Genomic DNA, 20,486 nt, shown 5'->3' with positions numbered 1-20,486 from the left:
CCGCTGCATGACCGCGTATATTGGGCGCCTGTTCGAACGCCCCGAGTCGCCGTGTCCGCTGCCAACGCCCTGGTTACCGCCCCCCTTCCGCCGCAGCCGGTGCTGCAGGCCCTGCTTGAGCGCCTGCGCGAAGGCCTGCTGCTGTTCACTGAAGACGGGCAGGTGGCCCTGGCCAACCCGGCCGCGCAGAACCTGCTGGCCAGTGGCTCGGACGGCGGATTGCCGCCGCCGCAGCGGCTGCGCGAGCTGCTCCCCCCTGATGCACTGGAGCAGGCCCGCCAGCATGGCCACTGGAATGGCAGCCTGCCGCTGGGCGAGGGCGTGGTCATCGCCCACCTGTACCACCATGGTCCGGTCGGCGAAGGGCATTTCCTTGCGTTGTTCCGCCACATCGAAGGGCAGGAAGACTACGAGCGCGAACTGCAGCAGCGCCACGCCGAGCTGCGCCAGGCCTACCTGCGCCTCAATGGCACCCAGGAAAAGCTGCTGCAGTCGGAGAAGATGGCCTCGATCGGCCAGCTCGCCGCCGGCGTCGCGCACGAGATCAACAACCCGATCGGTTACGTGCACTCCAACCTGGGCAGCCTGCAGGAGTACCTGCGCAGCCTATTCACCGTGATCGAAGCCTACGAGCGCGCCCTGCGCGCGCCGGACCCGAAGGCACTGATTCCGGAAATCGATGACATCCGTGACCGCCTGGACATCGACTTCATCAGCCGCGACCTGCCGCAGCTGATGGCGGAATCGCGCGAAGGCATCGAGCGCGTTACCCGCATCGTGCGCGACCTGAAGGACTTCTCGTATTCCGGTCGCGACGAATCGTGGAAGCTGGTCGACCTGCACGCGGGCCTGGAATCGACCATCAACATCATCTGGAACGAACTCAAGTACAAGGTCACCCTGGTACGCGAATTCGGCCAGTTGCCGCTGGTGGAGTGCCTGCCGTCGGAGTTGAACCAGGTCTACATGAACCTGCTGCTCAACGCTGGCCATGCCATCGCCGAGCGCGGCACGATCACCGTGCGCACCGGCGTTGATGGCGATCACGTGTGGGTTGAATTCGAAGACACCGGCGGCGGCATCTCGCCGGAACTGCGCCAGCGCATCTTCGATCCGTTCTTCACCACCAAGCCGGTCGGCAGTGGCACCGGTCTGGGCCTGTCGATCTCCTACAGCATCATCAACAAGCATCACGGCCGCATCGACCTGGACAGCACCCCGGGCGTGGGCTCGCGCTTCCGCGTGGTGCTGCCGGTGAAGCAGCCGCGCTGACCGCTTCCGAAGTGGAACCGGACACCCAGAGCAGCCGGCCAGCGGCCGGCTCTACCGGGGCCCATCGATGGTAGTGCCGGCCGCTGGCCGGCAACCTCATTGAACCCGGCCACCCAGGGCAGCCGGCCAGCGGCCGGCTCTACCGGGGCCTATCGATGGTAGTGCCGGCCGCTGGCCGGCAACCTCATTGAACCCGGCCACCCAGGGCAGCCGGCCAGCGGCCGGCTCTACCGGGGCCAATCGACGGTAGTGCCGGCCGCTGGCCGGCAACCTCATTGAAGCCGGGCACCCAAGGCAGCCGGCCAGCGGCCGGCTCTACCGGGGCCCATCGATGGTAGTGCCGGCCGCTGGCCGGCAACCTCATTGAAGCCGGGCACCCAAGGCAGCCGGCCAGCGGCCGGCTCTACCCGATCGTCATCGCAGCGGCCGATCCTCGCCACCATCCCCGGTTTCCACCGGTGCCGGGCCGGCATTGCTACGGCGCTGTTCTTCGTACGTGCGGAATGCCTGGTGGATGTGCTTGCGCAGCTCGTCGTCGTTCCACGGCTTGGTCAGGAAGCGATAGATCGCGCCGCGGTTGATCGCATCGGTCACCGTGTTCAGATCGGTGTAGCCCGACAGCACCAGGCGGATCGTATCCGGATACAGCATCTTCACCCGGCCCAGGAACTCGGTGCCGCTCATGTCGCTCATGCGCTGGTCGGACAGGATCACCTGCACGTCGTTGATCGCCAGCAGATCAAAGGCGTCACGCACGTTGCCAGCGGCCAGGATGCGGTAGCCGTCGCGGCGGAACAGGCGCACCAGCGAGCGCAGCACGTTCTCCTCGTCATCCAGCAGCAGCAGCGTCCGGTCCGGGCGCGTTTCGGCGAAGGCTTCCGGGCGCAGGTAGCGGCGGCGCAGGGTCATGCCGGCGGCATCGGCCGACATCGGCTCGCCGAACAGGTAGCCCTGGAACACATCGCAGTCGTTGCGGCGCAGGAACCCCAGTTGGGCCTGCGATTCCACGCCGTTGGCAATCACGGTCATGCCCAGCTGGTGGCCCATGGCAATGATCGCGCGGGCAATGGCTGCTTCGCGATTTCCAGCCGGTGCGCTCTTGATGAAGCTGCGGTCGATCTTCAGCTTGTCCACCGGGTAGCGCACCAGCGCGCTGAGGCTGGAATCGCCGGTGCCGAAGTTGTCCAGGCTCAGGCTGATGCCTTCGTTGCGCAGGTTGGCCAGCGTTTCATGGACGAAATTGACGTTGTTGGTCAGCGCGCTCTCGTTGATCTCCAGTGTCAGCATGTGCGCCGGCACGCCCGCGGCCTGCAGCAGGGACATCACCTCGGCGAAGAAGTTCGGCCGCAGCAGCTGCAGGGTGGACACGTTCACCGCGATGGTGAAGTCATCAAAGCCCTGGTCGCGCCACAACCGCGCCTGCTTCAATGCGCCTTCCAGCACCCAGGTGCCGATCTGCACGATGATGCCCAGGCGCTCGGCGGTGCGCATGAAGCGCTCCGGCACCAGCATGCCCAGGGTCGGCGACTGCCAGCGCAGCAGCGCTTCCATGCCGACCACGTGGCCGTCGCGGGCGCTCACCAGCGGCTGGTAACGCAGCTTCAGCTCGCCATTGGGAATGGCATCGACGATCTGGCGCGCGATGATGCTCTCGCTGTGCGCGCTCGGCGGGGTATCCACGGCATGGATGCGCACGGCATTGCCGCCTTCGCGGGCGGCCTGGTACAGCGCATCTTCGGCATGGTCGAGCAGGCGCGAGGCGCTGCTGGCATGTTCCGGGCACAGGCTCACGCCCAGCTTGCCGGTCATGAACAGCGTGTATGGAAGCACCGACAGCGGCAGTTCCATCTGCTGGCGGATCTCTTCAGCGAAGTCCTCCGGCAGCGGCAGGTCCGCGGTGCGGGGCACCGCGATCAGGAACTCGTCGCTGCCATGCCGCCACAGCTTGCCACGCCCGCGCAGGTAGGACTGCAGGCGCTGCGCCACCAGTACCAGCGCCTGATCGCCCACTTCGGCACTCATGTTCTCGTTGACCGATGCGAAGTGGTCGATGTCCACGTGCATCAGCATCAGCGCGATGCCGCCGGAGGCCGCCTCGGCAACCATCGCCTGCAGCTCGGGGTTGCCGGCGCCAAGGCGGTCGGGGGCATCATCGATGCTGACCGGGGGCAGGTTGGGATTCCACATAGGCTCAGTATTCCGGTGAATCGACGGCGGCCATGCTGGTCGCCTGGTAGGGGAGGTGGACGTCGATCAGGGTGCCTTCGCCATGCGCGGATTCGATCCGCACGTGGCCACCGACGCTCTGCGCGCGCTCGCGCATCACGATCAGGCCGAGGCCACGTGGGCCGTCCGGATCGAAGCCTTCACCATCATCGCGGATCTGCAGGTGCAGGCCACGCTGGCTGACGTCGCGCAGCTGCAGCAGGACCTGGCTGGCGCGCGCATGGCGCAGCGCATTGGTCAGGCTTTCCTGTGCGATGCGGAAGCAGGCTTGTTCGATGCTGTTGTCGGGGCGGTGCGGCAGCGGCTCGATCTCGGCCAGCAGCTCCACCGGCGAAGAGCGGAACAGCACCCGCGCCTGCCAGCTCAGCGCCGCCTCCAGGCCCAGTGCATCCAGCTGCGGCGGGCGCAGCAGGGTGGAGATGTCGCGCAGCTTGGCCACGGTGGTGTCGGCCAGGCTGACGATCTGCGCCAGATCCTCGCCACGACGCTTCGGATCGTCCTCATCCTGCGCCGCATGCGCCGACAGCTTGATCGCGGTAATGGCCTGGCCGATGTCATCGTGCAGGTCGCGCGAGATCGCGCGACGCTCGTCCTCCTGCAGCGAGAACAGCCGCCCGGCCATCGCCTGCAGCTCGCGATTGCTGGTTTCCAGCGCCCTGCGGGTGCGTTCGGAATCGCTCAGGTCGCGTACGATCAGCAGCTTGCAGTCACGACCGCCGTAGCGCACTTCGCCCACCGCCAGGCCGGCATGGAAGCTGCGGCCGTCCGCACGCTGCATGGCCACCACGCTGCTGTGGCCCGGCCCCAGGTGGGGCTGGCCGGCGCGCAGCTGGCTGCGCACCCGTGGCAGGTCGGCGGCAGCGACCAGTGCCGACAGCGGCTCGCCCAGCAGGGTGTGGCTGCCGTAGCCGAACAGGCCGGCGGCCCAGGCGTTGGCGTACAGCACGTGCTCGTCGGAGAGGATCACCACGCCGTCGGGCAGTACCCGCACCAGCTCGCGGAACTGTTCCTCGCGCTCGCGCAGCAGGCGCCGCGACTGCTCGCGCTCGGTCACGTCCTGCAGCGTCCCCAGCACGCGGCTGCGGCCGGCTTCGTCGATACCGCTGGCCGCCCGCAGGTGCACCATCAATGCACGGCCGTCCATCGACAGCAGCGGCAGCAGCACGTCCACCTGTACCGGCTCGCCGGAGCACAGTTCGGCCAGCAGCTGTTCGGTCTGGGTGGCGGTGGCCGGGTCGGCCGGCACCAGCAGCTCATCGAAGCGGTGCCAGCGCCGGGCCTCGGGCGGGCGGCGGCCGAGCAGGCGATAGACCTGGTTGGAATAGCGGCCCAGCCCGGTGGACGGGTCCAGTTCCCAGGCGCCGATGCGGGCCAGCTCATGGGCTTCCTCCACCCGGGCCAACGCCTGGTCGCGGCGCAGCTGGGCCAGATCCTCGGCGGTGCGGTCGATGGCGATCAGCAGGCGGGCGTTGTGGCCGTCGTAGCTGATGGCGTTGGAGCGCAGCTCCATCTGCCGCAGCGCGCCATCGCGCAGCTGCAGCTGAGCGCGCAGGATGCACAGCTCCTCGGGCGCCTCGCGGATCGCCTCCAGCTTGGTCTGCAGGGCCTGATCCTGGCCCGGCGGCCACAAGGCGTCGATGGTCTGTTCCAGCAGCTCGTCGCGGTCCCAGCCGAAGGCGCTGCAGGCGGCGGGGTTGGCATCGAGGATCGCCAGCGTGTCCAGGTCGTAGACGAGGATCGGCCCGGGGTTGCCCTCGAACATCTGCCGCAGGCGCAGCTCGGAGGCCTGCTGGCGCGCATGGGTATGCAGCACGTGTTCGGCCAGCGGGCGCAGCAGCAGATAGAGCAGGCCCGCGCTGGCCAGCGCGAAGAACGAGCCCTTCAGGCCCTGCCACAGGGCCGCCTGCTGCGGATCGGGCACCAGCGCCTGCACCACGCTGTCGGTGGAGATCATCCAGGCCAGCGCCATCACCAGGTAGCTCAGCACCACCCGGCGCCGGTCACGGCTCAGCGCCTGCGCCATCCGCGGGTCGGGAACTGGGGCGTTGCCGGTCGGTTCTGCGGGCATGGACGGGGCGGGTGACAGGGGCGCCGGTCATCTTACCCCGCAGCGTGCCGTGACCACTCAATTATCCGCCGCAGGCGCCGTTAACCACTGCGTGCCCCGCTGACGGGCGTGTCATCCGGAGCAAGATCGCGTGGACCAAGGGATCATCGCCAGCCTGCTGCAGCACCCGCTTGCGTCGGCGCTGGTCATCGTCGACCGTGCCGGGCGCCCGCTGGCGGCCAATCCGGCCGCGCGCGAGCATGGCCTGCCGGCCACCGTGGCGGCCTATGCGCCGATGCTGGAAGATCTGCGCCTGATGGCCGCCGATGGTGGCATCGTTGCCTGCACGCTGCCGGGCGGCCCACGGGGGCACTATGACGGCCACCTGCGTGCGGTGCACGACGGTGCCGGCAACCTGCTGGCGTTCACCCTGAGCATTCCCGAGCCGGTGCCGGTCGATGGGGGCGGGCGCTGGGAGCTGGCACTGGACAGCGCCGGCCACAGCCTGTGGGACTGGGACATCCCCAGTGACCGGGTGGCGCGCACGCCGGCGCCGGGCGACGAGACCGCCACTGAATTGCTGTCTCGCGTGCACGGCGAGGACATCGCCCAGGTGCGCGCCGCGCTCGACGAGCACCTGCGCGGGCACAGCGAGCAGTACAGCGCACAGTTCCGTTTCCGCCAGGCCGATGGCCAGTGGCGTTGGGTGCTCGATCGTGGCCGCGTGGTCGCTCGCACCGCCGATGGCCAGCCCCTGCGCATGGTCGGCACGCATACCGATATCGAGCAGCAGAAGCAGCTCGAATCGCTGCTGCAGGAACAGCAGCTGCACCTGAGCGAGGCCCAGCGCATCGCCAGCATGGGCAGCTGGTCGTTTGATCCCAACAGCGGGCATTTCTGGTGGTCGCCGGAACTGCGTTCGCTGCTGGCCCTGGAGCAGGGCGCCGTTCCAGGCCAGCGGCGGTGGCTGAAGCAGCTGCATCCACGCTCCCGCGGCGCGCTGCGCGCGGCATGGCGGCGGTTGTGGCGCGATGGCCGCGCTGCCAACCTCGAGCTGGAGCTGACCCGCGGCCATGAGCCTTCGCAGCACCTGCGCCTGTGGATGCAGCCGCTGCTGGACATGGACGGGCAACCCAAGCGCCTGCTCGGCCAGGTACAGAACATCACCGAACAGCACCAGACCGATGCGTTGATCCGCTGGCGCACCGAACTGCTGAACCGGGTCTCCGCGCTGGGCCGCATCGGCGGCTGCGAGATCGAAGTGCAGACCCGCAGCATGCAATGGACCGAGGAGTGCTACCGCATCCATGGCCTGCGCAAGGAACCGATCACCCTCGACCAGGCGCTGGCGCTGTACACGGAGGACTCGCGCAACGCGTTCGAGGCGGCGCTCGCCCGTATCGCCAACGGCGGCCTGCCCGAGCAGCTGGACCTGTGCTTCTACCGCCAGTCCGGCCTGCGCGTCTGGGTGCAGGTGCTGATCGAACTGGACCGCCGTGACGGCCTGCCGCCGCGGTTCGTTGTCCTGTTCCGTGACATCACCCGCGAGCGCGAAGCCAACGAACGCATCGAACTGCTGGCCCACTACGACCTGCTGACCGGCCTGCCCAATCGCGTACTGCTCGGCGAACAGACCGCCGAAGCCATCGAGGAAGCACGCGACCGCGGAACCTCGCTGGCCATGCTGTTCATCGACCTGGACGGCTTCAAGACCATCAACGACAGCTTCGGCCACGCCACCGGCGATGCGCTGCTGAAGGCCGCAGCCACCCGCCTGCACCAGAACCTGCGCAACAACGACCTGTTCGGCCGCTTCAGTGGCGATGAGTTCATCGTGGTGCTGCGCGACCTGGCCGAGCCGGAAGATGCCGGTCATGTCGCCCGCAAGCTGATTGCCTCGCTGGCTGAGCCGCTGCGCCGTGGCGAGACCACGTTGAAAGTCGGCGCCAGCGTCGGCATCGCGATGCTGGGCGATGCGCAGACCGATTTCGACTCACTGCTGCGCGCGGCCGACGCCGCGATGTATGCGGCCAAGGAAGCCGGGCGCAACACCTACCAGTACTACAGCCAGGACGCCCTGGCCCGCATCCAGCGCCGGCTGGACGTCGAGCATGCCCTGCATGGGGCGATCGAGCGCGACGAGTTCAGCCTGGCCTACCAGCCGCTGCTGCACGCCCACCACGGCGAGCCACCGGCGATCGAGGCACTGTTGCGCTGGCACCGCCCCGGCATCGGCTACTGCAGCCCGGCCGAGTTCATTCCCATTGCCGAAAAGTGCGGCGAGATCGTGCGCATCGGCGACTGGGTGCTGAACGAGGCCTGCCGCCAGGCGACCGCCTGGGACCGTGCCGGACTGCACTTTGATCGCATCGCGGTCAACGTGTCGGCGGTGCAGCTGCGTGATCGCGGCTTCGCCGAGCGCGTGATCGAGATCTGCCATGCCCATGGCTGGCCGCCGCAACGGCTGGAACTGGAGCTGACCGAGTCGGCGCTGATCCGTGATACCGACATCCTGCGCCATTGCTTCGACGTGCTGGAACGGCATGGCGTGCCGCTGGCGGTGGATGACTTCGGCACCGGCTTCTCCAACCTCAATTACCTCAATCGCTTCCCGGTGGGGCGCCTGAAGATCGACCGCAGTTTCGTGCAGGGCATGCTGCATGATTCGGGCACGGCCGAAGTCACCCAGGCCATCGTCCACCTGGGCCACGCGCTGGGCATGAAGGTGGTGGCCGAAGGCGTGGAAACCCACCAGGAAGAAGACATGCTGCGCCGCCAGGGCTGCGACGAGATCCAGGGCTACCTGTACTCGCGCCCGCTCAGCCCGCGTGATCTGGCGCAGTGGCTGCGCCAGCAGCGCCCGGCGCCAATGCGCACCGACGCCAGCGGCGAAGCGGTGCTGGTGCGCTGAGGGTCTGCGCTGGCGGATGCCGGCGCGGTGTGGCCTGACTCTGGTGCGCCCAGCCCTGGTGGGTGCCGACCGTTGGCCGGCACGGATGCCCTGGCGCTCGCGATCATCCACGCATGGCGTGGAACTACCTGGGAAACTCCGCCTTCAACTGCATGCGCAGGGCCTCGACGATGGCCGCATAGCGCCGCTTCTGGACCAGGTAGCTGGCCAGGAACAGCGGCAGCACCAGCAGCATCGGTGCCACCATCGGGCGCATCGCCACCAGTGGCAACAGCAGCAGTGACAGGATTGCCACGAACCAGCTGCACAGGCCGATCACCCGCACCTCGTGCCGTCGCGCGTTGAGAACGATGCGTCCACGCATCACCGGGAAGTAGCGCAGGCCGAAGCTCGGTGCGAAGCTCTCGCGGAACGCCATGCTGCCATCGGGCAGCGCATGGAAGGCCAGCCGCAGCCACTTGTCCTGCGGCAGGTCACGTTCCAGGCTGCCCAGCGAGAGCCGGGCCTGCATGGCCGGTGACGCCGCGATGCGTTCGTTGAACAGGGTGATGCCCCAGCTGAAATAGCCGGCCACCCAGGCCATCAGAAGGACGGCTTCGAACAGGAGCACTGCGATCAGGGCGATGGCCATCGGTCTTCCATGAACGGGACCGGTGGATCATGCCATGCGGGACGGCCCATCCACGCAGGACGTGGATCTACTTCAGGGCTTCGCCATCCAGGCCCAGGTCCCATGCCAGGCCCAGCAGTTCATCGTCGGCTCGGGAGGGGGTGGGGCGCGCATCGGCCAGCTGCTGCAGTTCGAGCAGTTCCTCGCGGGCCACGTCTTCCAGCCGCTGCAGCTGCTCACGCACGCTCGCGTTGCGCGGGCGCTCGGTGTCGGTGAGGGCGGGCAGGGCGCGGATCAGGGTCATGGTGCGCGTACAGGATGCATCCAATGGCAGGTTACAGGCAAAGGCCCCGGACGAACCGGGGCCTTGCGGGCTGCCGGCGAGGGCAGCGGACATCAGGATCAGAACAGCTCGACGGTGCCGGCGCCCATGCTCTGCTGGGCGACGGGCTTGTGCGGCGGGCGTTCCCATTCGCTGCGCAGCTCGCGCAGGCGGTTGCCGGTGCGCTGCAGCGCGGTGGCAATCTCTTCGTCGAACACGCCGCCATTGCGGTGCAGCAGTTCCTGCAGGGCCACCGCTTCGCGGTTGATGGCAGTCAGGCGGTCCAGGTGGGTGTGCACGCCGCCCAGCGCCTGGGTGGCGATGTCTTCGAACTGCAGGGCACGCACGGCTTCGGCCACGCTGCCATCGATCGCACGGGCGCACTCGGACACTTCGCGCATGCCGTCGCCCAGCGAGGCGTTGATCTGCGCGACGTTGTCGAGCATCGCTGCCGCTTCCTGGCGGGCTTCGCGGGAGCGGTCCATATCGCGCGAGGCCATGTGCGAGACCGTCTCGCGCACCTTGGCAATGGCGTCCTTGGAGCTGTGCGCCAGCTTGCGGATCTGCTCGTTGAAGGTGGTCGAGCGCTCGGACAGGTTGCGCACTTCGTCGGCGACCACGGCGAAGCCACGACCGGCTTCACCGGCGCGCGCCGCTTCGATGGCCGCGTTCAGCGCCAGAAGGTTGGTCTGGTCGGCGATCGACTTGACGTCTTCCAGCAGCGCGAAGATGCCATCCAGGTGCTGCGCCATCTGGTCGATGTGCTGCACGGTGGTGCTGCTCTGGCCGCTCACCTGCTCCAGCGCTTCCACCAGCTGTTCCATGCGGTGGCTGGCGTGCTGGGCGAAACGGGCAACGTCGAGGCCGGCATTGCCTTCATCACCGGCGCGGTCGACGATGCGCGACAGGGCCTGGCTCTGCTGGCGCGACTTGCGGTTCATGGCATCGAAGCTGCCGCCCAGGCTGGAGACGGCCTGGCGGATCAGGTCACGGGCGCGTTCCACTTCGCCACGCGAACCGTCGATCTCGTTGCCGACGAAGTTGCGCAGCTCGGTCAGCAGCTGGTCCTGTTCGCGCAGGACACGGGCGTGCTCGGGGGAACGATGTGCCTGGGCGCGGGTGGTCCACCACGCAAAGCCGAGCCAGCTCAGCGTCATCGTGGTCAGGATCGCCCAGCGCAGGGCGGCCGGCCATTCGAAACCGATGGCGAAGGGGAGCAGCAGGGTCAGAGCCAGGGGGGCGGCCAGACGGATGAAAATGCGTGAGTACATGGACGTTCTCGGGAGGTGCACGGAGGATGTATCGGCCGTACCCCCTTTCTCTTTAACGTCGATGTGCCTCGAAGTGCATTCTGAATGCGCCGGTTTTCCGGCGCCTTGGCGGCCTCGGGGTCAGAGCCCTTTCCGTGCCGGAAAGGGATCCGACCCCTTGGGCAGGCGCAACGGGGTCGGATCCCTTTTCCATGGAAAAGGGCTCTGACCCCACACCCTCAGGCCAGCAGGCGGTCCACGGCCTCGATCATCGCCTTGCGGCTGAACAGGAAGTCCCAGTAGCTGCCGCCCAGCTGGCGCCACAACACCGCCGAACGCACCGCGGCCAGCAGCAAGGCACGGATCTCCGCCACCACGCCGGCCTGGCCCAGGTAGTGCGGGTTGCCCTGCACCATCACCCGCGGTTTCAGGTGGCTGATGGTGTCGGCATACAGGCCGCCGAGGTTGGCCAGTACGTCCGGGTGGCCACTGTCGCCCAGTTCGGTGGCCTGGCGCTGGGCGCGCTCGATGCCCGAGGCGACCTTGTTCACGGTCGCCCCATCCTGCACGAAGCGGCGCTCCAGCTGCAGCACCGACAGGGCCAGCTTGGGCAGCATCGGGTCCTGGCCCTGGCTGCGGAAGTAGTTGTGCAGCAGGCGCAGGCCGGACTTCAGTGCATGACGGTCACCGAACACCGCCTGCGGCGAGGACGCATCCACGCGGAACACGCTGTCCACGGCGGTGCGCACGGCGGCGGCGTCGGAATGGCCGGTATCGGCGATGCGGCGCACCTGCTGCAGGGCCTGGGCAATGCCGGCCAAGGCCAGGACGCGGTCGTCGACAGTGAAACTCATGCAGCGATTACCTCAAAAGGGGAGGGGGGTGGTGCGCAGGCGTTGTTCCAGCGGCGCATCGGTGGCGGCGATCACCGCGCCGCCCAGGCACACATCACCGTCATACAGCACCAGCGATTGACCGGGGGTAACGGCACGCTGCGGGCGCGCAAAGGTGACCAGCACGCTGCCATCGTCCAGCACCTGGACCGTACACGGCTCGTCGGGCTGGCGGTAGCGGGTCTGGGCGGTGCATTCGAAGCGCCGTGCCGGCGGTGAGCCGGCGATCCAGTGCGCGGTTTCCGAACGCAGGCGGTCGGACAGCATCCACTTGCTGTCGCGGTCCTGGTCCACGTACAGCACGTTGCTGGCCACATCCTTGCCAACCACGTACCACGGCGCGGCCGGGCGGCCACGCACGCCGCCGATGTTCAGGCCCTCGCGCTGGCCCAGGGTGAAATAGAACACGCCCGGGTGTTCGGCAATCACGCTGCCGTCGGCCGGGTCGAGGATCTGGCCGGGCTTGGCCGGCAGGTAGCGGCCGAGGAATTCGCGGAAGTCGCGCTCGCCGATGAAACAGATGCCGGTGGAGTCCTTCTTGGCGTGGGTCGGCAGGCCGACGTCGCGCGCGATCCGGCGCAGGTCGCTCTTTTCCAGGTCGCCGATCGGGAACAGGGTGGCTGCCAGCTGTTCCTGGCCCAGTTGATGCAGGAAGTAGCTCTGGTCCTTGGATCGATCGGCGCCGCGCAGCAGCAGCCACTGGTGGCCGCGCTGGGTCACCCGTGCGTAATGGCCGGTGGCGATGCGCTCGGCGCCCAGCTCGCGGGCGGCGTCCAGGAAATGCTTGAACTTCACTTCACGGTTGCACAGCACGTCCGGGTTCGGGGTGCGGCCGGCCGCGTACTCGGCCAGGAAGTGCTCGAACACGCCCTGCCAGTACTCGCTGGAGAAGTCCCGGAAGTGGAACGGGATGCCCAGCAGGCCGCACACGGCCACCGCGTCGCGACGGTCATCCTCGGCACGGCAATCACCGCTGCCATCGTCGGCCCAGTTCTGCATGAACAGGCCGGCCACGGCCTCGCCCTGCTGTACCAGGCGCCAGGCGGCGACCGAGGAATCGACGCCGCCGGAGACGCCCACCATCACACGCGGAGTGCTCATGCGACCTCCCGGACCAGCGAAAGCGGGTGGCGCTGGCCACCCAGGTAATCCGCCACCACCTGCCACACCAGCGGGCTGCGCTGGCGCTCGCCGGCGGCCTGCAGCTCGGCCGGGGTCAGCCACAGCGCGCGGTCGATGCCGGTGTCCAGCGGCTGCGCCGGATCGTGCGAAACCGGGCGCGCCGCGTAGCAGAAGCGCAGGAAGGCCGTGCCGTCGCCGGCAGTCCACTGGTAGCAGCCAATGAAGTGGGTCAGCTGCACCGTCCAGCCGGTTTCCTCGCGGGTCTCGCGCAGGGCGGCCTCGGCCAGGCTTTCGCCCGGCTCGAGGTGGCCGGCCGGCTGGTTCAGCACCTGGCGGCCGTCAATGGTCTCCTCGACCAGCAGCACGCGGCCGCCGTCGATCACCACGGTGGCAACGGTGGCGTGCGGTGCCCAGCGCGGGTCCGGCGTGGCGTTCAACTCAGAACTCGTCCTTCTTGGTCAGTTCCAGCTCCATCGCGTCGGCGGTGCGGATGGCCGCATCGATGGCGTCGCTGAGCTGGTCGGCGGTGGCATCGGCGTCGATCTTCACCACGAACATGGCAGTGGTGTCCTGCTTTACCCAGCCGCCCATCTTGGCGTCCTGCGAATCTTCCAGCAGGCGGTTGGCCACGGCCACCGGGAACTGCTTGGTCTTGGCGCTGTAGGCCGGCGACCAGATCTCGCGGATGTTGTGGCTGCCGAAGTCTTCCACCGCCGAGCGCACGTAGACCATCTGGGTGCGGTCACCCTCGACGTCGAAGACCATGCGGTAGTCGCCATCCTCGTCGACCTCGTAGGTGTAACCCAGCTTGTCCAGGTGGCGGGCCACGGACTTGTCGGCCTGGGGCGCGGCGGTGGCAGCACCGGCAGCGGCCAGGGTGATCAGCAGGGCGGGCAGAAGGGTCCTTTTCATGAAGATCCTGTGAAGCAGTGTTGAAAGAAGCTGCAATTGTGACGTTGGGCGTGCGTGCCGTCCAATCTGCGGCGGGCCGACGCAGGCGCGGTGCAACCTCTATAATGGATGGATGCCCCATGAGTCCTCCCCCGATTCCCATCACGAGCACGGCGTTGCCGTGGAGCCCGCGCGCCCGGAAGTGGCGCCGCCGCCGTTCTACCAGGTGATGCTGCTCAACGACGACTACACCCCGATGGATTTCGTGGTGGATGTACTGCAGCAGTTCTTCAGCATGGACCTGGACAAGGCCACGCAGGTGATGCTGCACGTCCATACCCGCGGCCGCGGGGTCTGCGGCGTGTTCACCCGCGAGGTCGCCGAGACCAAGGTTGCCCAGGTCAACGAGTATTCGCGGATGAACCAGCACCCGCTGCTGTGCACGATGGAAAAGGCCTGACCGGCTGCCGATCCTCGTCCGGGTACATCGACTCCGAACACGGCGTGCCCACCAAGGTGGGCACCTACCAAGGCAGAAACCTGTAGAGCCGAGCCCATGCTCGGCTGCTTTTCGTCCCGGCGCAATGATCCCGGATGGAGTGCGCCCACCACGCGCGGAGGTCACGCCTCCGCCAACGCCTCCAGCGCCATCCGCGCCACCGCTTCGTCGATGTCGGCGGGGTCGCCATCGTCCCGGAACCACACGGCCGACAGTGCCGCGCTGGCGGCGATCCAGCGCAGCAGGCGCGCCCGTTCCAGCCCAGCCAGCGCGCTGACCTGTTCCAGCCGGGCGGCAAACCGCTCGGGCCGGGTGGCCACATGGATGCCCGGGCCACAGAGGTCCGGGTTGCTGAACATTGTCGTGTAGTCGAACGCGCGGTCGCCCAGCAGCCGCTTCGGGTCGATCGCCAGCCAGCCACGCGCGCCGAAATCCAGCACGTTGTCGTGGTGCAGGTCGCCGTGCAGCGGCCGGATCTCGTGTTCTTCCTGCAACACCCGCTCCGCCAGTGATCTGCACTGTTCCAGCAGTGGCGGCAGCGCGGCCCTTGGCTGCAGCAGGTCGGCGAACCATGTACGCAGGCAGACCAGTTCCGCTGGTGGCGCGCTCCGTGGCCGGTGCAGCTGCCGCAGGACCTGGCACAGGATCGTGGTACAGGCGTCATCGTCGCCCTCGATCGAACGTTGCCGCAGCGAATCGCCGCCGGCACGCTCGATCAGGATCGCCGGCCCCTCGTGGGCCAGCAGGCGGGCGGCACCATCGCCGTCCCACCAGCGCAGCAGGCGATGGCTGTTCTGCTCCTCGGTTTCGCTGCTGACCTTCAGCATCGCCGGTTCGCCGTCGGCGGTCAGCACAGGCCAGAGCTGGGCGTGGGGCGTCTCGATGGCCGCGCCATCACGCCGCAATCGCCAGCGGCTCAGGTAGGGTTCGCTCATGCTGGGTGGGCTGTCTTGGAGTGAATGAAGATCAAGCGATCTGCACTGCTAACGCCATCTGAACGCAGCAATCCGCTAGGGTGATGGAAATCGCGTAGTCAGGCCGCATATTGTCCCCATCTGCCGCCGGAGTAATCCATGTTCAGCAAAGACCTCGAACACACCATCGGCCAGTGCTACAAGCGCGCCCGTGAGGCCCGGCATGAATTCATGACGGTCGAACACCTGCTGTTGGCACTGCTCGACAACCCGTCCGCCCAGGCCGTACTGAAGGCCTGTGGTGCCGACGCCGAACGCCTGCGCCAGGAGCTGGAGCAGGCCATCGAGGCTTCCGTGTCCCGCCTGGCCGAAGATGACGGCCGTGATACCCAGCCGACCCTGGGCTTCCAGCGCGTGCTGCAGCGGGCCGTGTACCACGTGCAGTCCTCGGGCAAGAAGGAGGTCACCGGCGCCAACGTGCTGGTCGCCATCTTCGGCGAAAAGGACTCCCATGCCGTCTATTACCTCAACCAGCAGGACGTGACCCGGCTGGACGTTGTCAATTACCTGTCCCACGGCATCGCCAAGCTGGGCGAGGAAGGCGAGCAGCCGTCCTCCTCCTCCGAGGGCGAAGGCCGCATCGAAGGTGGGGAGGGCGAGCCGAAGGGTGATGCCCTGACCGAGTTCGCCAGCAACCTCAACGAACAGGCGCGGTCCGGCCGCATCGATCCGCTGGTCGGCCGTGCCGACGAGATCGAGCGCACCATCCAGGTCCTGTGCCGCCGCCGCAAGAACAACCCGCTGTACGTGGGCGAGGCCGGCGTGGGCAAGACCGCGATTGCCGAGGGCCTGGCCCGCCGCATCGTCGAGGGCTCGGTGCCCGACGTGCTGGCCGACGCGGTGATCTACTCGCTCGACCTGGGCGCGCTGGTGGCCGGCACCAAGTACCGCGGCGACTTCGAGAAGCGCCTGAAGAGCGTGCTGACCGCACTGAAGAAGGTCCCCAATGCGGTGCTGTTCATCGACGAGATCCATACCATCATCGGTGCCGGTTCGGCCTCGGGCGGCACCATGGATGCGTCCAACCTGATCAAGCCGGCGCTGGCCTCCGGCGAGCTGCGCTGCATCGGCTCGACCACCTTCCAGGAGTACCGCGGCATCTTCGAGAAGGACCGGGCGCTGGCCCGCCGCTTCCAGAAGATCGACATCGTCGAGCCGACCGTGGGCGAGACCTACGAGATCCTGCAGGGCCTGAAGTCCAAGTACGAGCTGCACCACGGCGTGACCTATTCGGACGAAGCGCTGCAGGCGGCGGTGGATCTGTCGGTGAAGCACATCGGCGACCGCCTGCTTCCGGACAAGGCCATCGACGTGATCGACGAGGCCGGTGCCCGCCAGCGGCTGCTGCCGGAAGGCCAGCGCAAGGAGCTGATCGACGTCGAGGAAGTGGAGGCGATCGTGGCCAAGATGGCGCGCATCCCGACCAAGCAGGTCAGTGCCACCGACAAGGATGTGCTGCAGCACCTGGAGCGCAACCTGAAGATGGTGATCTTCGGTCAGGACCCGGCCATCGAGACGCTGTCCTCGGCGATCAAGCTGGCCCGCTCGGGCCTGGGCAATCCGGAAAAGCCGATCGGCAACTTCCTGTTCGCCGGCCCGACCGGTGTCGGCAAGACCGAGGTGACCAAGCAGCTGGCGCTGCAGCTGGGCATCGAGCTGGTCCGCTTCGACATGTCCGAGTACATGGAGCCGCATTCGATCAGCCGCCTGATCGGTGCCCCTCCGGGCTATGTCGGCTTCGACCAGGGCGGCCTGCTGACCGAAAAGATCGTCAAGACGCCGCACTGCGTGCTGCTGCTGGACGAAATCGAAAAGGCGCACCCGGATATCTTCAACATCCTGTTGCAGGTGATGGACCGCGGCGTGCTGACCGATACCAACGGGCGTGAGGCCAACTTCAAGAACGTGGTGCTGGTGATGACCACCAATGCCGGCGCGGCGCAGGCCTCGCGGCGCTCGATCGGCTTCACCAAGCAGGACCATGCCACCGACGCGATGGAGACCATCCGCCGCAGCTTCACCCCGGAATTCCGCAACCGACTCGATGCGGTGGTGCAGTTCCAGGCGCTGGGCTTCGAGCACATCCTGCGCGTGGTCGACAAGTTCCTGATCGAGCTGGAGATGCTGCTGCAGGACAAGCACGTCAGCCTGTCGGCCACGCCGACCGCGCGCGACTGGCTGGCCCACCACGGCTTCGACCCGCTGATGGGTGCGCGCCCGATGGCCCGCGTGATCCAGGACAAGATCAAGCGTCCTCTGGCCGACGAGCTGCTGTTCGGCAAACTGGTCAACGGCGGCAAGGTGAACATCGATGTCCGCGACGACGAGCTGGTCGTCGAGACCCAGGCCGAGCCGGAGCGCCTGCTGCCGGTCACGGTGGAGTGAGCTGACGCCGGGCCTGGCCCGGCGGACCTGAAATGACAAGGGCGGCTTAGGCCGCCCTTGTCATGTGTGCCATCAACGGCCGCGCTGGCGGGCCTTCTTCTGGAAGGTGGCCGCGTCGATCGGTTCGATCTGCGCCACCCGGCAGTGGTCGGCATCGGTGCGCAGCTGGCTGCGGCCGGCGCTGCACAGCAGGCCCTGCTGGCCTTCGGTGATGAAGCTCAGTTTCCGCGAGTAGCCGGCAGTGGAGCAGTCGTTCTGGAAATGCACCACATAGTGGTCCTGGCCATTGCGCAGCAGGATGTTCCGCGAAACGCCGGCGCGCACGATCTGCTGGTCGCTGCCCAGCTGGATGCAGTCACTGGCCGTGGAGGGGGGCTCGGCGGCGCGCACAGGCGATGCGCTGGCGGACGTGGCAACGGCGACGAGCAGGGCGGTCAACGTGAGCATGTTCATGGCGAGGCAGGGGAATGGCGATCCGGACTGGATCGGGTCCCACGATGCCGCCACGGATGAAGATGCGAATCTGCCGCAAGCAGGGCTGACCGACGCCACGGTGCGTTCGGTCACGATGACCTCCGGCAGGGCCGGATTGCAGGCATGACAAAAGGCCAGCAACCAGGGCTGGCCTTGTCGAAGTGGCGCAACGCGCCGACCGCTTACTTCATGCGGTAGGTGATACGACCCTTGGTCAGGTCGTACGGGGTCATTTCAACCTTGACCCGGTCACCGGTGAGGATGCGGATGTAGTTCTTGCGCATGCGGCCGGAAATGTGGGCGATGATTTCGTGCCCATTTTCCAGGCGAACGCGGAAAGTGGTGTTCGGCAGCGTCTCGCTGACGGTGCCCTCGAACTCGATGGAATCGTCTTTCGACATGTAGTCCTGTGCGGTTCAGAAAACGGCCACGCTGGGCCTAAGGCGCAGTATTTTACGCGTGACCGGCCCAGCTTGCAAAGTTTGTGTTAACCCCCGGCCAAACGCTGTGCCGGCAGGCGTCCGACCGCCTGCGTCCAGGGGCCTTCACGGCCGTCATGGCGCACCGCGTGGCGCACGTGCTGCAGGAACGCCGCGCGCGGCAGGTGCTCGGCGCCCATCCGCAGCAAGTGCGGATTCTCCACCTGGGCATCGATCAGCGCCCAGCCCCAGCCGTGAAGCGTGGATGCCAGCGCGGCCAGGGCGATTTTGGAGCCGCCGCTGGCGCCACTGAACATGCTCTCGCCGAAGAACATCGTCCCGATCGCCACCCCGTAGATGCCGCCGACCAGCGTCTGCCGGTCCCAGACCTCGAAGGAGTGGGCAAAGCCGAGGTCATGCAGCTGGCTGTAGGCCTCGACCATGTCGGGGCTGATCCAGGTGCCGTCCTGGCCGGGCCGCGGTGCCGCCGCACAGGCGCGCATCACCCGGCTGAAGGCGGTGTCGGCGGTGACCTCCCATGTGCTGCCGCGCAACTGGCGCCGGAAGCGGCTGGACAGATGCACGCCATCGGTACGGAACACCATGCGCGGGTCGGGCGACCACCACAGGATCGGCTCGCCCTCGCTGAACCATGGAAAGATGCCGCCCGCATACGCGTTGAGCAGGCGCGCCGGGTGCAGGTCGCCGCCCACGGCGAGCAGGCCGTCGGGCTGGCGCAGGGCAGTCTCGGCCGGCGGGAAGGGGGCGTCCGGCGCGTCGGCCAGGCGCCAGGGCAGCTGGCGGGTCATGCCGCCATTGTATTCGCCGTGGTGATGGATGATGTCTGGCACCATCACGCTTCACCGGCAAGGAGCCTGCGAATGAGCGACCCGATCTCAGCCATCCTCGACCTGCATGACACCCCGCGCACGCGCAACGACAGCCAGGGCATGCTGCTGTCGCTGGCCACCGAGCATCCGCACCAGCTGGGTGAGTTGATGCTGCAGGCCATGGCGCGTCGCTCGCCGGGCTCGGCCTTCCTCGATATGGCGCTGGACCTGCTGCCGGACGAGGCGGTGCCCGCAGTCGCGGCCGAGGCCTGGCGCCGCTATCGCGAGGGCGAGCGAGGTGAACTGCTGGCCAGCGTGATGGAGTTCGCCAGCTACCAGGCGCCGCAGGTGCTGCAAGACGATTGGGAGGCGTTGCTGGTGGTGGCCCATGAGGATGAGGTGCAGTTGGCCTCGCAGGTCTGGCGGGGCTTGCCCGGCGCGATTGCCGCGCACTGGGCGCAGTTGCTGGCCGAGGCCGGGGACGATCGGGAGATGGTGCGCGCGAGGGTGCTGCTGCTCGCTGCTCAGCCCGAAACCTATGCCGTTGCCCGGGGCTACCTCGTCGACTGGGGCCAGCTGGATGCCGACATCTGGGCGCACTGGGCTGGCGTGGCCAACGGTCCGCGGCCGCGTCGCCTGCACGGCGAGAAGCCGCTGCACATCCGCTTCGGCCGTGAGCAGCACCGCGCGCAGTTGGCCGACGAGCCAAGCTGGCGCAAGCGCATCTGGCACCTGCACCCGACCTGGAATGGCGGACAGGTGCAGCACGCCGGCCACATGGGCGGACCGCTGGAAGCGCTGTGTGGCAGCTGCCATGCGCCGCTGCAGCGCCTGCTGCGAACCGATGCTGCCGCGCTGCAGCCGGGCGCGGCGGGTGAGATCACGCTGGGCCTGTGCCTGGACTGCTGCGGTTGGGAAGATCCGCCTGTGCGTTTCTATCGCCACGATGCTGCCGGCCTGCCCAGCTGCCACCCCAGCCAGCGTCTGGAGGTGCCGGCCACGCCGACCGACAGCGGTGATCTGATGCAGGCCGAGGTGGGTCTGGCCGCCATGGACGGTGCGCGCTGGCAGCAACAGGACTGGGGCCAGTCCAACCATCGGCAGAACCTGTCGCGTGTGGGCGGCGCGCCCAGCTGGGTGCAGAGCGCCTGGTATCCGGCATGCATCGACTGTGGCGAGGAGATGCCCTTCGTGATGCAGCTCGATTCGACGCTGCCGACCACGGGTGAGGGCACCCTGCTGTGGGGCAACGGCGGCATGCTCTATACGTTCTGGTGCGCGACGTGCCGGGTGAGCGGACACTTCTGGCAGTGCACCTGAGCCTGGCGCGCGCCATTGCTCTGGCAGACGCCAACGTTGTC

Annotated in this window: 19 protein-coding genes; 6 read left to right on the top strand and 13 right to left on the bottom strand. The window is 67.7% G+C overall.

Going from position 1 to position 20,486, the window contains the following annotated elements; all coding sequences use genetic code 11:
• Positions 1-51 precede the first annotated feature (51 nt).
• A complete protein-coding gene (locus E5790_RS21305) occupies positions 52-1,272 on the top strand; it encodes an ATP-binding protein (RefSeq protein WP_014647069.1) in 1,221 nt (406 codons plus the stop codon).
• A 414-nt stretch (positions 1,273-1,686) separates the two neighbouring features.
• On the opposite strand, the gene E5790_RS21300 is transcribed toward E5790_RS21305, so the two are convergent.
• Positions 1,687-3,459 (bottom strand): EAL domain-containing protein, encoded by a 1,773-nt coding sequence (locus E5790_RS21300; protein ID WP_014647070.1) that lies wholly within the window; start codon positions 3,457-3,459, stop codon positions 1,687-1,689.
• A 4-nt stretch (positions 3,460-3,463) separates the two neighbouring features.
• Positions 3,464-5,566 carry a PAS domain-containing sensor histidine kinase gene (locus E5790_RS21295; protein WP_032961901.1) on the bottom strand — a complete coding sequence of 701 codons (2,103 nt, stop codon included), beginning with the start codon at positions 5,564-5,566 and terminating at the stop codon, positions 3,464-3,466.
• 130 nt (positions 5,567-5,696) lie between these two features.
• Here E5790_RS21295 and E5790_RS21290 point away from each other — a divergent pair, with 130 nt between their 5' ends.
• Positions 5,697-8,456, top strand: coding sequence for a GGDEF domain-containing phosphodiesterase (locus E5790_RS21290; protein ID WP_136191799.1), 2,760 nt, complete (start codon positions 5,697-5,699; stop codon positions 8,454-8,456).
• 124 nt (positions 8,457-8,580) lie between these two features.
• On the opposite strand, the gene E5790_RS21285 is transcribed toward E5790_RS21290, so the two are convergent.
• The 7 genes from E5790_RS21285 to E5790_RS21255 all read right to left on the bottom strand — a co-directional run bounded on the left by E5790_RS21285 (position 8,581) and on the right by E5790_RS21255 (position 13,565).
• Positions 8,581-9,087: a hypothetical protein gene (locus E5790_RS21285; RefSeq protein WP_111206874.1), complete on the bottom strand. Its 507-nt coding sequence runs from the start codon at positions 9,085-9,087 to the stop codon at positions 8,581-8,583.
• Between the two features lie 67 nt (positions 9,088-9,154).
• On the bottom strand, positions 9,155-9,370 hold the full coding sequence (locus tag E5790_RS21280) for a hypothetical protein (protein ID WP_014647074.1): 216 nt from the start codon (positions 9,368-9,370) through the stop codon (positions 9,155-9,157).
• A gap of 98 nt (positions 9,371-9,468) precedes the next feature.
• Complete coding sequence (locus E5790_RS21275; RefSeq protein WP_005416472.1) at positions 9,469-10,659, bottom strand: methyl-accepting chemotaxis protein; 1,191 nt, start codon at positions 10,657-10,659, stop codon at positions 9,469-9,471.
• 218 nt (positions 10,660-10,877) lie between these two features.
• A complete protein-coding gene (gene hflD, locus E5790_RS21270; RefSeq protein WP_049439883.1) occupies positions 10,878-11,492 on the bottom strand; it encodes a high frequency lysogenization protein HflD in 615 nt (204 codons plus the stop codon).
• A 12-nt stretch (positions 11,493-11,504) separates the two neighbouring features.
• A complete protein-coding gene (mnmA, locus tag E5790_RS21265; protein ID WP_111206873.1) occupies positions 11,505-12,632 on the bottom strand; it encodes a tRNA 2-thiouridine(34) synthase MnmA in 1,128 nt (375 codons plus the stop codon).
• On the bottom strand, positions 12,629-13,090 hold the full coding sequence (locus tag E5790_RS21260; protein WP_014647078.1) for an NUDIX hydrolase: 462 nt from the start codon (positions 13,088-13,090) through the stop codon (positions 12,629-12,631). The genes mnmA and E5790_RS21260 overlap by 4 nt, the downstream gene beginning before the upstream one ends.
• 1 nt (position 13,091) lies before the next feature.
• The gene (locus E5790_RS21255) at positions 13,092-13,565 is read right to left on the bottom strand and encodes a hypothetical protein (RefSeq protein WP_014647079.1); all 474 of its coding nucleotides are present in this window, start codon (positions 13,563-13,565) and stop codon (positions 13,092-13,094) included.
• 112 nt (positions 13,566-13,677) lie between these two features.
• Between E5790_RS21255 and clpS the strand changes: the two genes are divergently transcribed.
• Positions 13,678-14,004 (top strand): ATP-dependent Clp protease adapter ClpS, encoded by a 327-nt coding sequence (gene clpS / locus E5790_RS21250; protein WP_006444529.1) that lies wholly within the window; start codon positions 13,678-13,680, stop codon positions 14,002-14,004.
• A 161-nt stretch (positions 14,005-14,165) separates the two neighbouring features.
• Here clpS and E5790_RS21245 read toward each other — a convergent pair whose 3' ends face one another.
• A complete protein-coding gene (locus E5790_RS21245; RefSeq protein WP_111206872.1) occupies positions 14,166-14,978 on the bottom strand; it encodes an APH(6) family putative aminoglycoside O-phosphotransferase in 813 nt (270 codons plus the stop codon).
• A 138-nt stretch (positions 14,979-15,116) separates the two neighbouring features.
• Between E5790_RS21245 and clpA the strand changes: the two genes are divergently transcribed.
• Positions 15,117-17,402: an ATP-dependent Clp protease ATP-binding subunit ClpA gene (gene clpA, locus E5790_RS21240; RefSeq protein WP_032961881.1), complete on the top strand. Its 2,286-nt coding sequence runs from the start codon at positions 15,117-15,119 to the stop codon at positions 17,400-17,402.
• A gap of 72 nt (positions 17,403-17,474) precedes the next feature.
• On the opposite strand, the gene E5790_RS21235 is transcribed toward clpA, so the two are convergent.
• Complete coding sequence (locus tag E5790_RS21235; protein ID WP_229653760.1) at positions 17,475-17,849, bottom strand: hypothetical protein; 375 nt, start codon at positions 17,847-17,849, stop codon at positions 17,475-17,477.
• Here E5790_RS21235 and E5790_RS21965 point away from each other — a divergent pair.
• Positions 17,842-18,003: a hypothetical protein gene (locus E5790_RS21965; protein WP_154344210.1), complete on the top strand. Its 162-nt coding sequence runs from the start codon at positions 17,842-17,844 to the stop codon at positions 18,001-18,003. The two genes, E5790_RS21235 and E5790_RS21965, sit on opposite strands and share 8 nt — an antisense overlap.
• A 55-nt stretch (positions 18,004-18,058) precedes the next feature.
• On the opposite strand, the gene infA is transcribed toward E5790_RS21965, so the two are convergent.
• Together infA and aat are read right to left on the bottom strand one after the other, a co-directional pair.
• Positions 18,059-18,277 carry a translation initiation factor IF-1 gene (gene infA / locus E5790_RS21230; protein WP_005409596.1) on the bottom strand — a complete coding sequence of 73 codons (219 nt, stop codon included), beginning with the start codon at positions 18,275-18,277 and terminating at the stop codon, positions 18,059-18,061.
• 86 nt (positions 18,278-18,363) lie between these two features.
• Positions 18,364-19,104 carry a leucyl/phenylalanyl-tRNA--protein transferase gene (aat, locus tag E5790_RS21225; protein WP_014647084.1) on the bottom strand — a complete coding sequence of 247 codons (741 nt, stop codon included), beginning with the start codon at positions 19,102-19,104 and terminating at the stop codon, positions 18,364-18,366.
• Between the two features lie 72 nt (positions 19,105-19,176).
• On the opposite strand from aat, the gene E5790_RS21220 reads away from it, so the two are divergent.
• The gene (locus tag E5790_RS21220; protein ID WP_111206870.1) at positions 19,177-20,445 is read left to right on the top strand and encodes a hypothetical protein; all 1,269 of its coding nucleotides are present in this window, start codon (positions 19,177-19,179) and stop codon (positions 20,443-20,445) included.
• The last annotated feature ends 41 nt before the right edge of the window (positions 20,446-20,486 follow it).

The sequence above is a fragment of the Stenotrophomonas sp. PAMC25021 genome, from assembly GCF_004795795.1.
Lineage (GTDB): Bacteria > Pseudomonadota > Gammaproteobacteria > Xanthomonadales > Xanthomonadaceae > Stenotrophomonas > Stenotrophomonas muris.
Note: the sequence above shows the minus strand (reverse complement) of the source record. Positions and strands in the feature narration are given on the sequence as shown.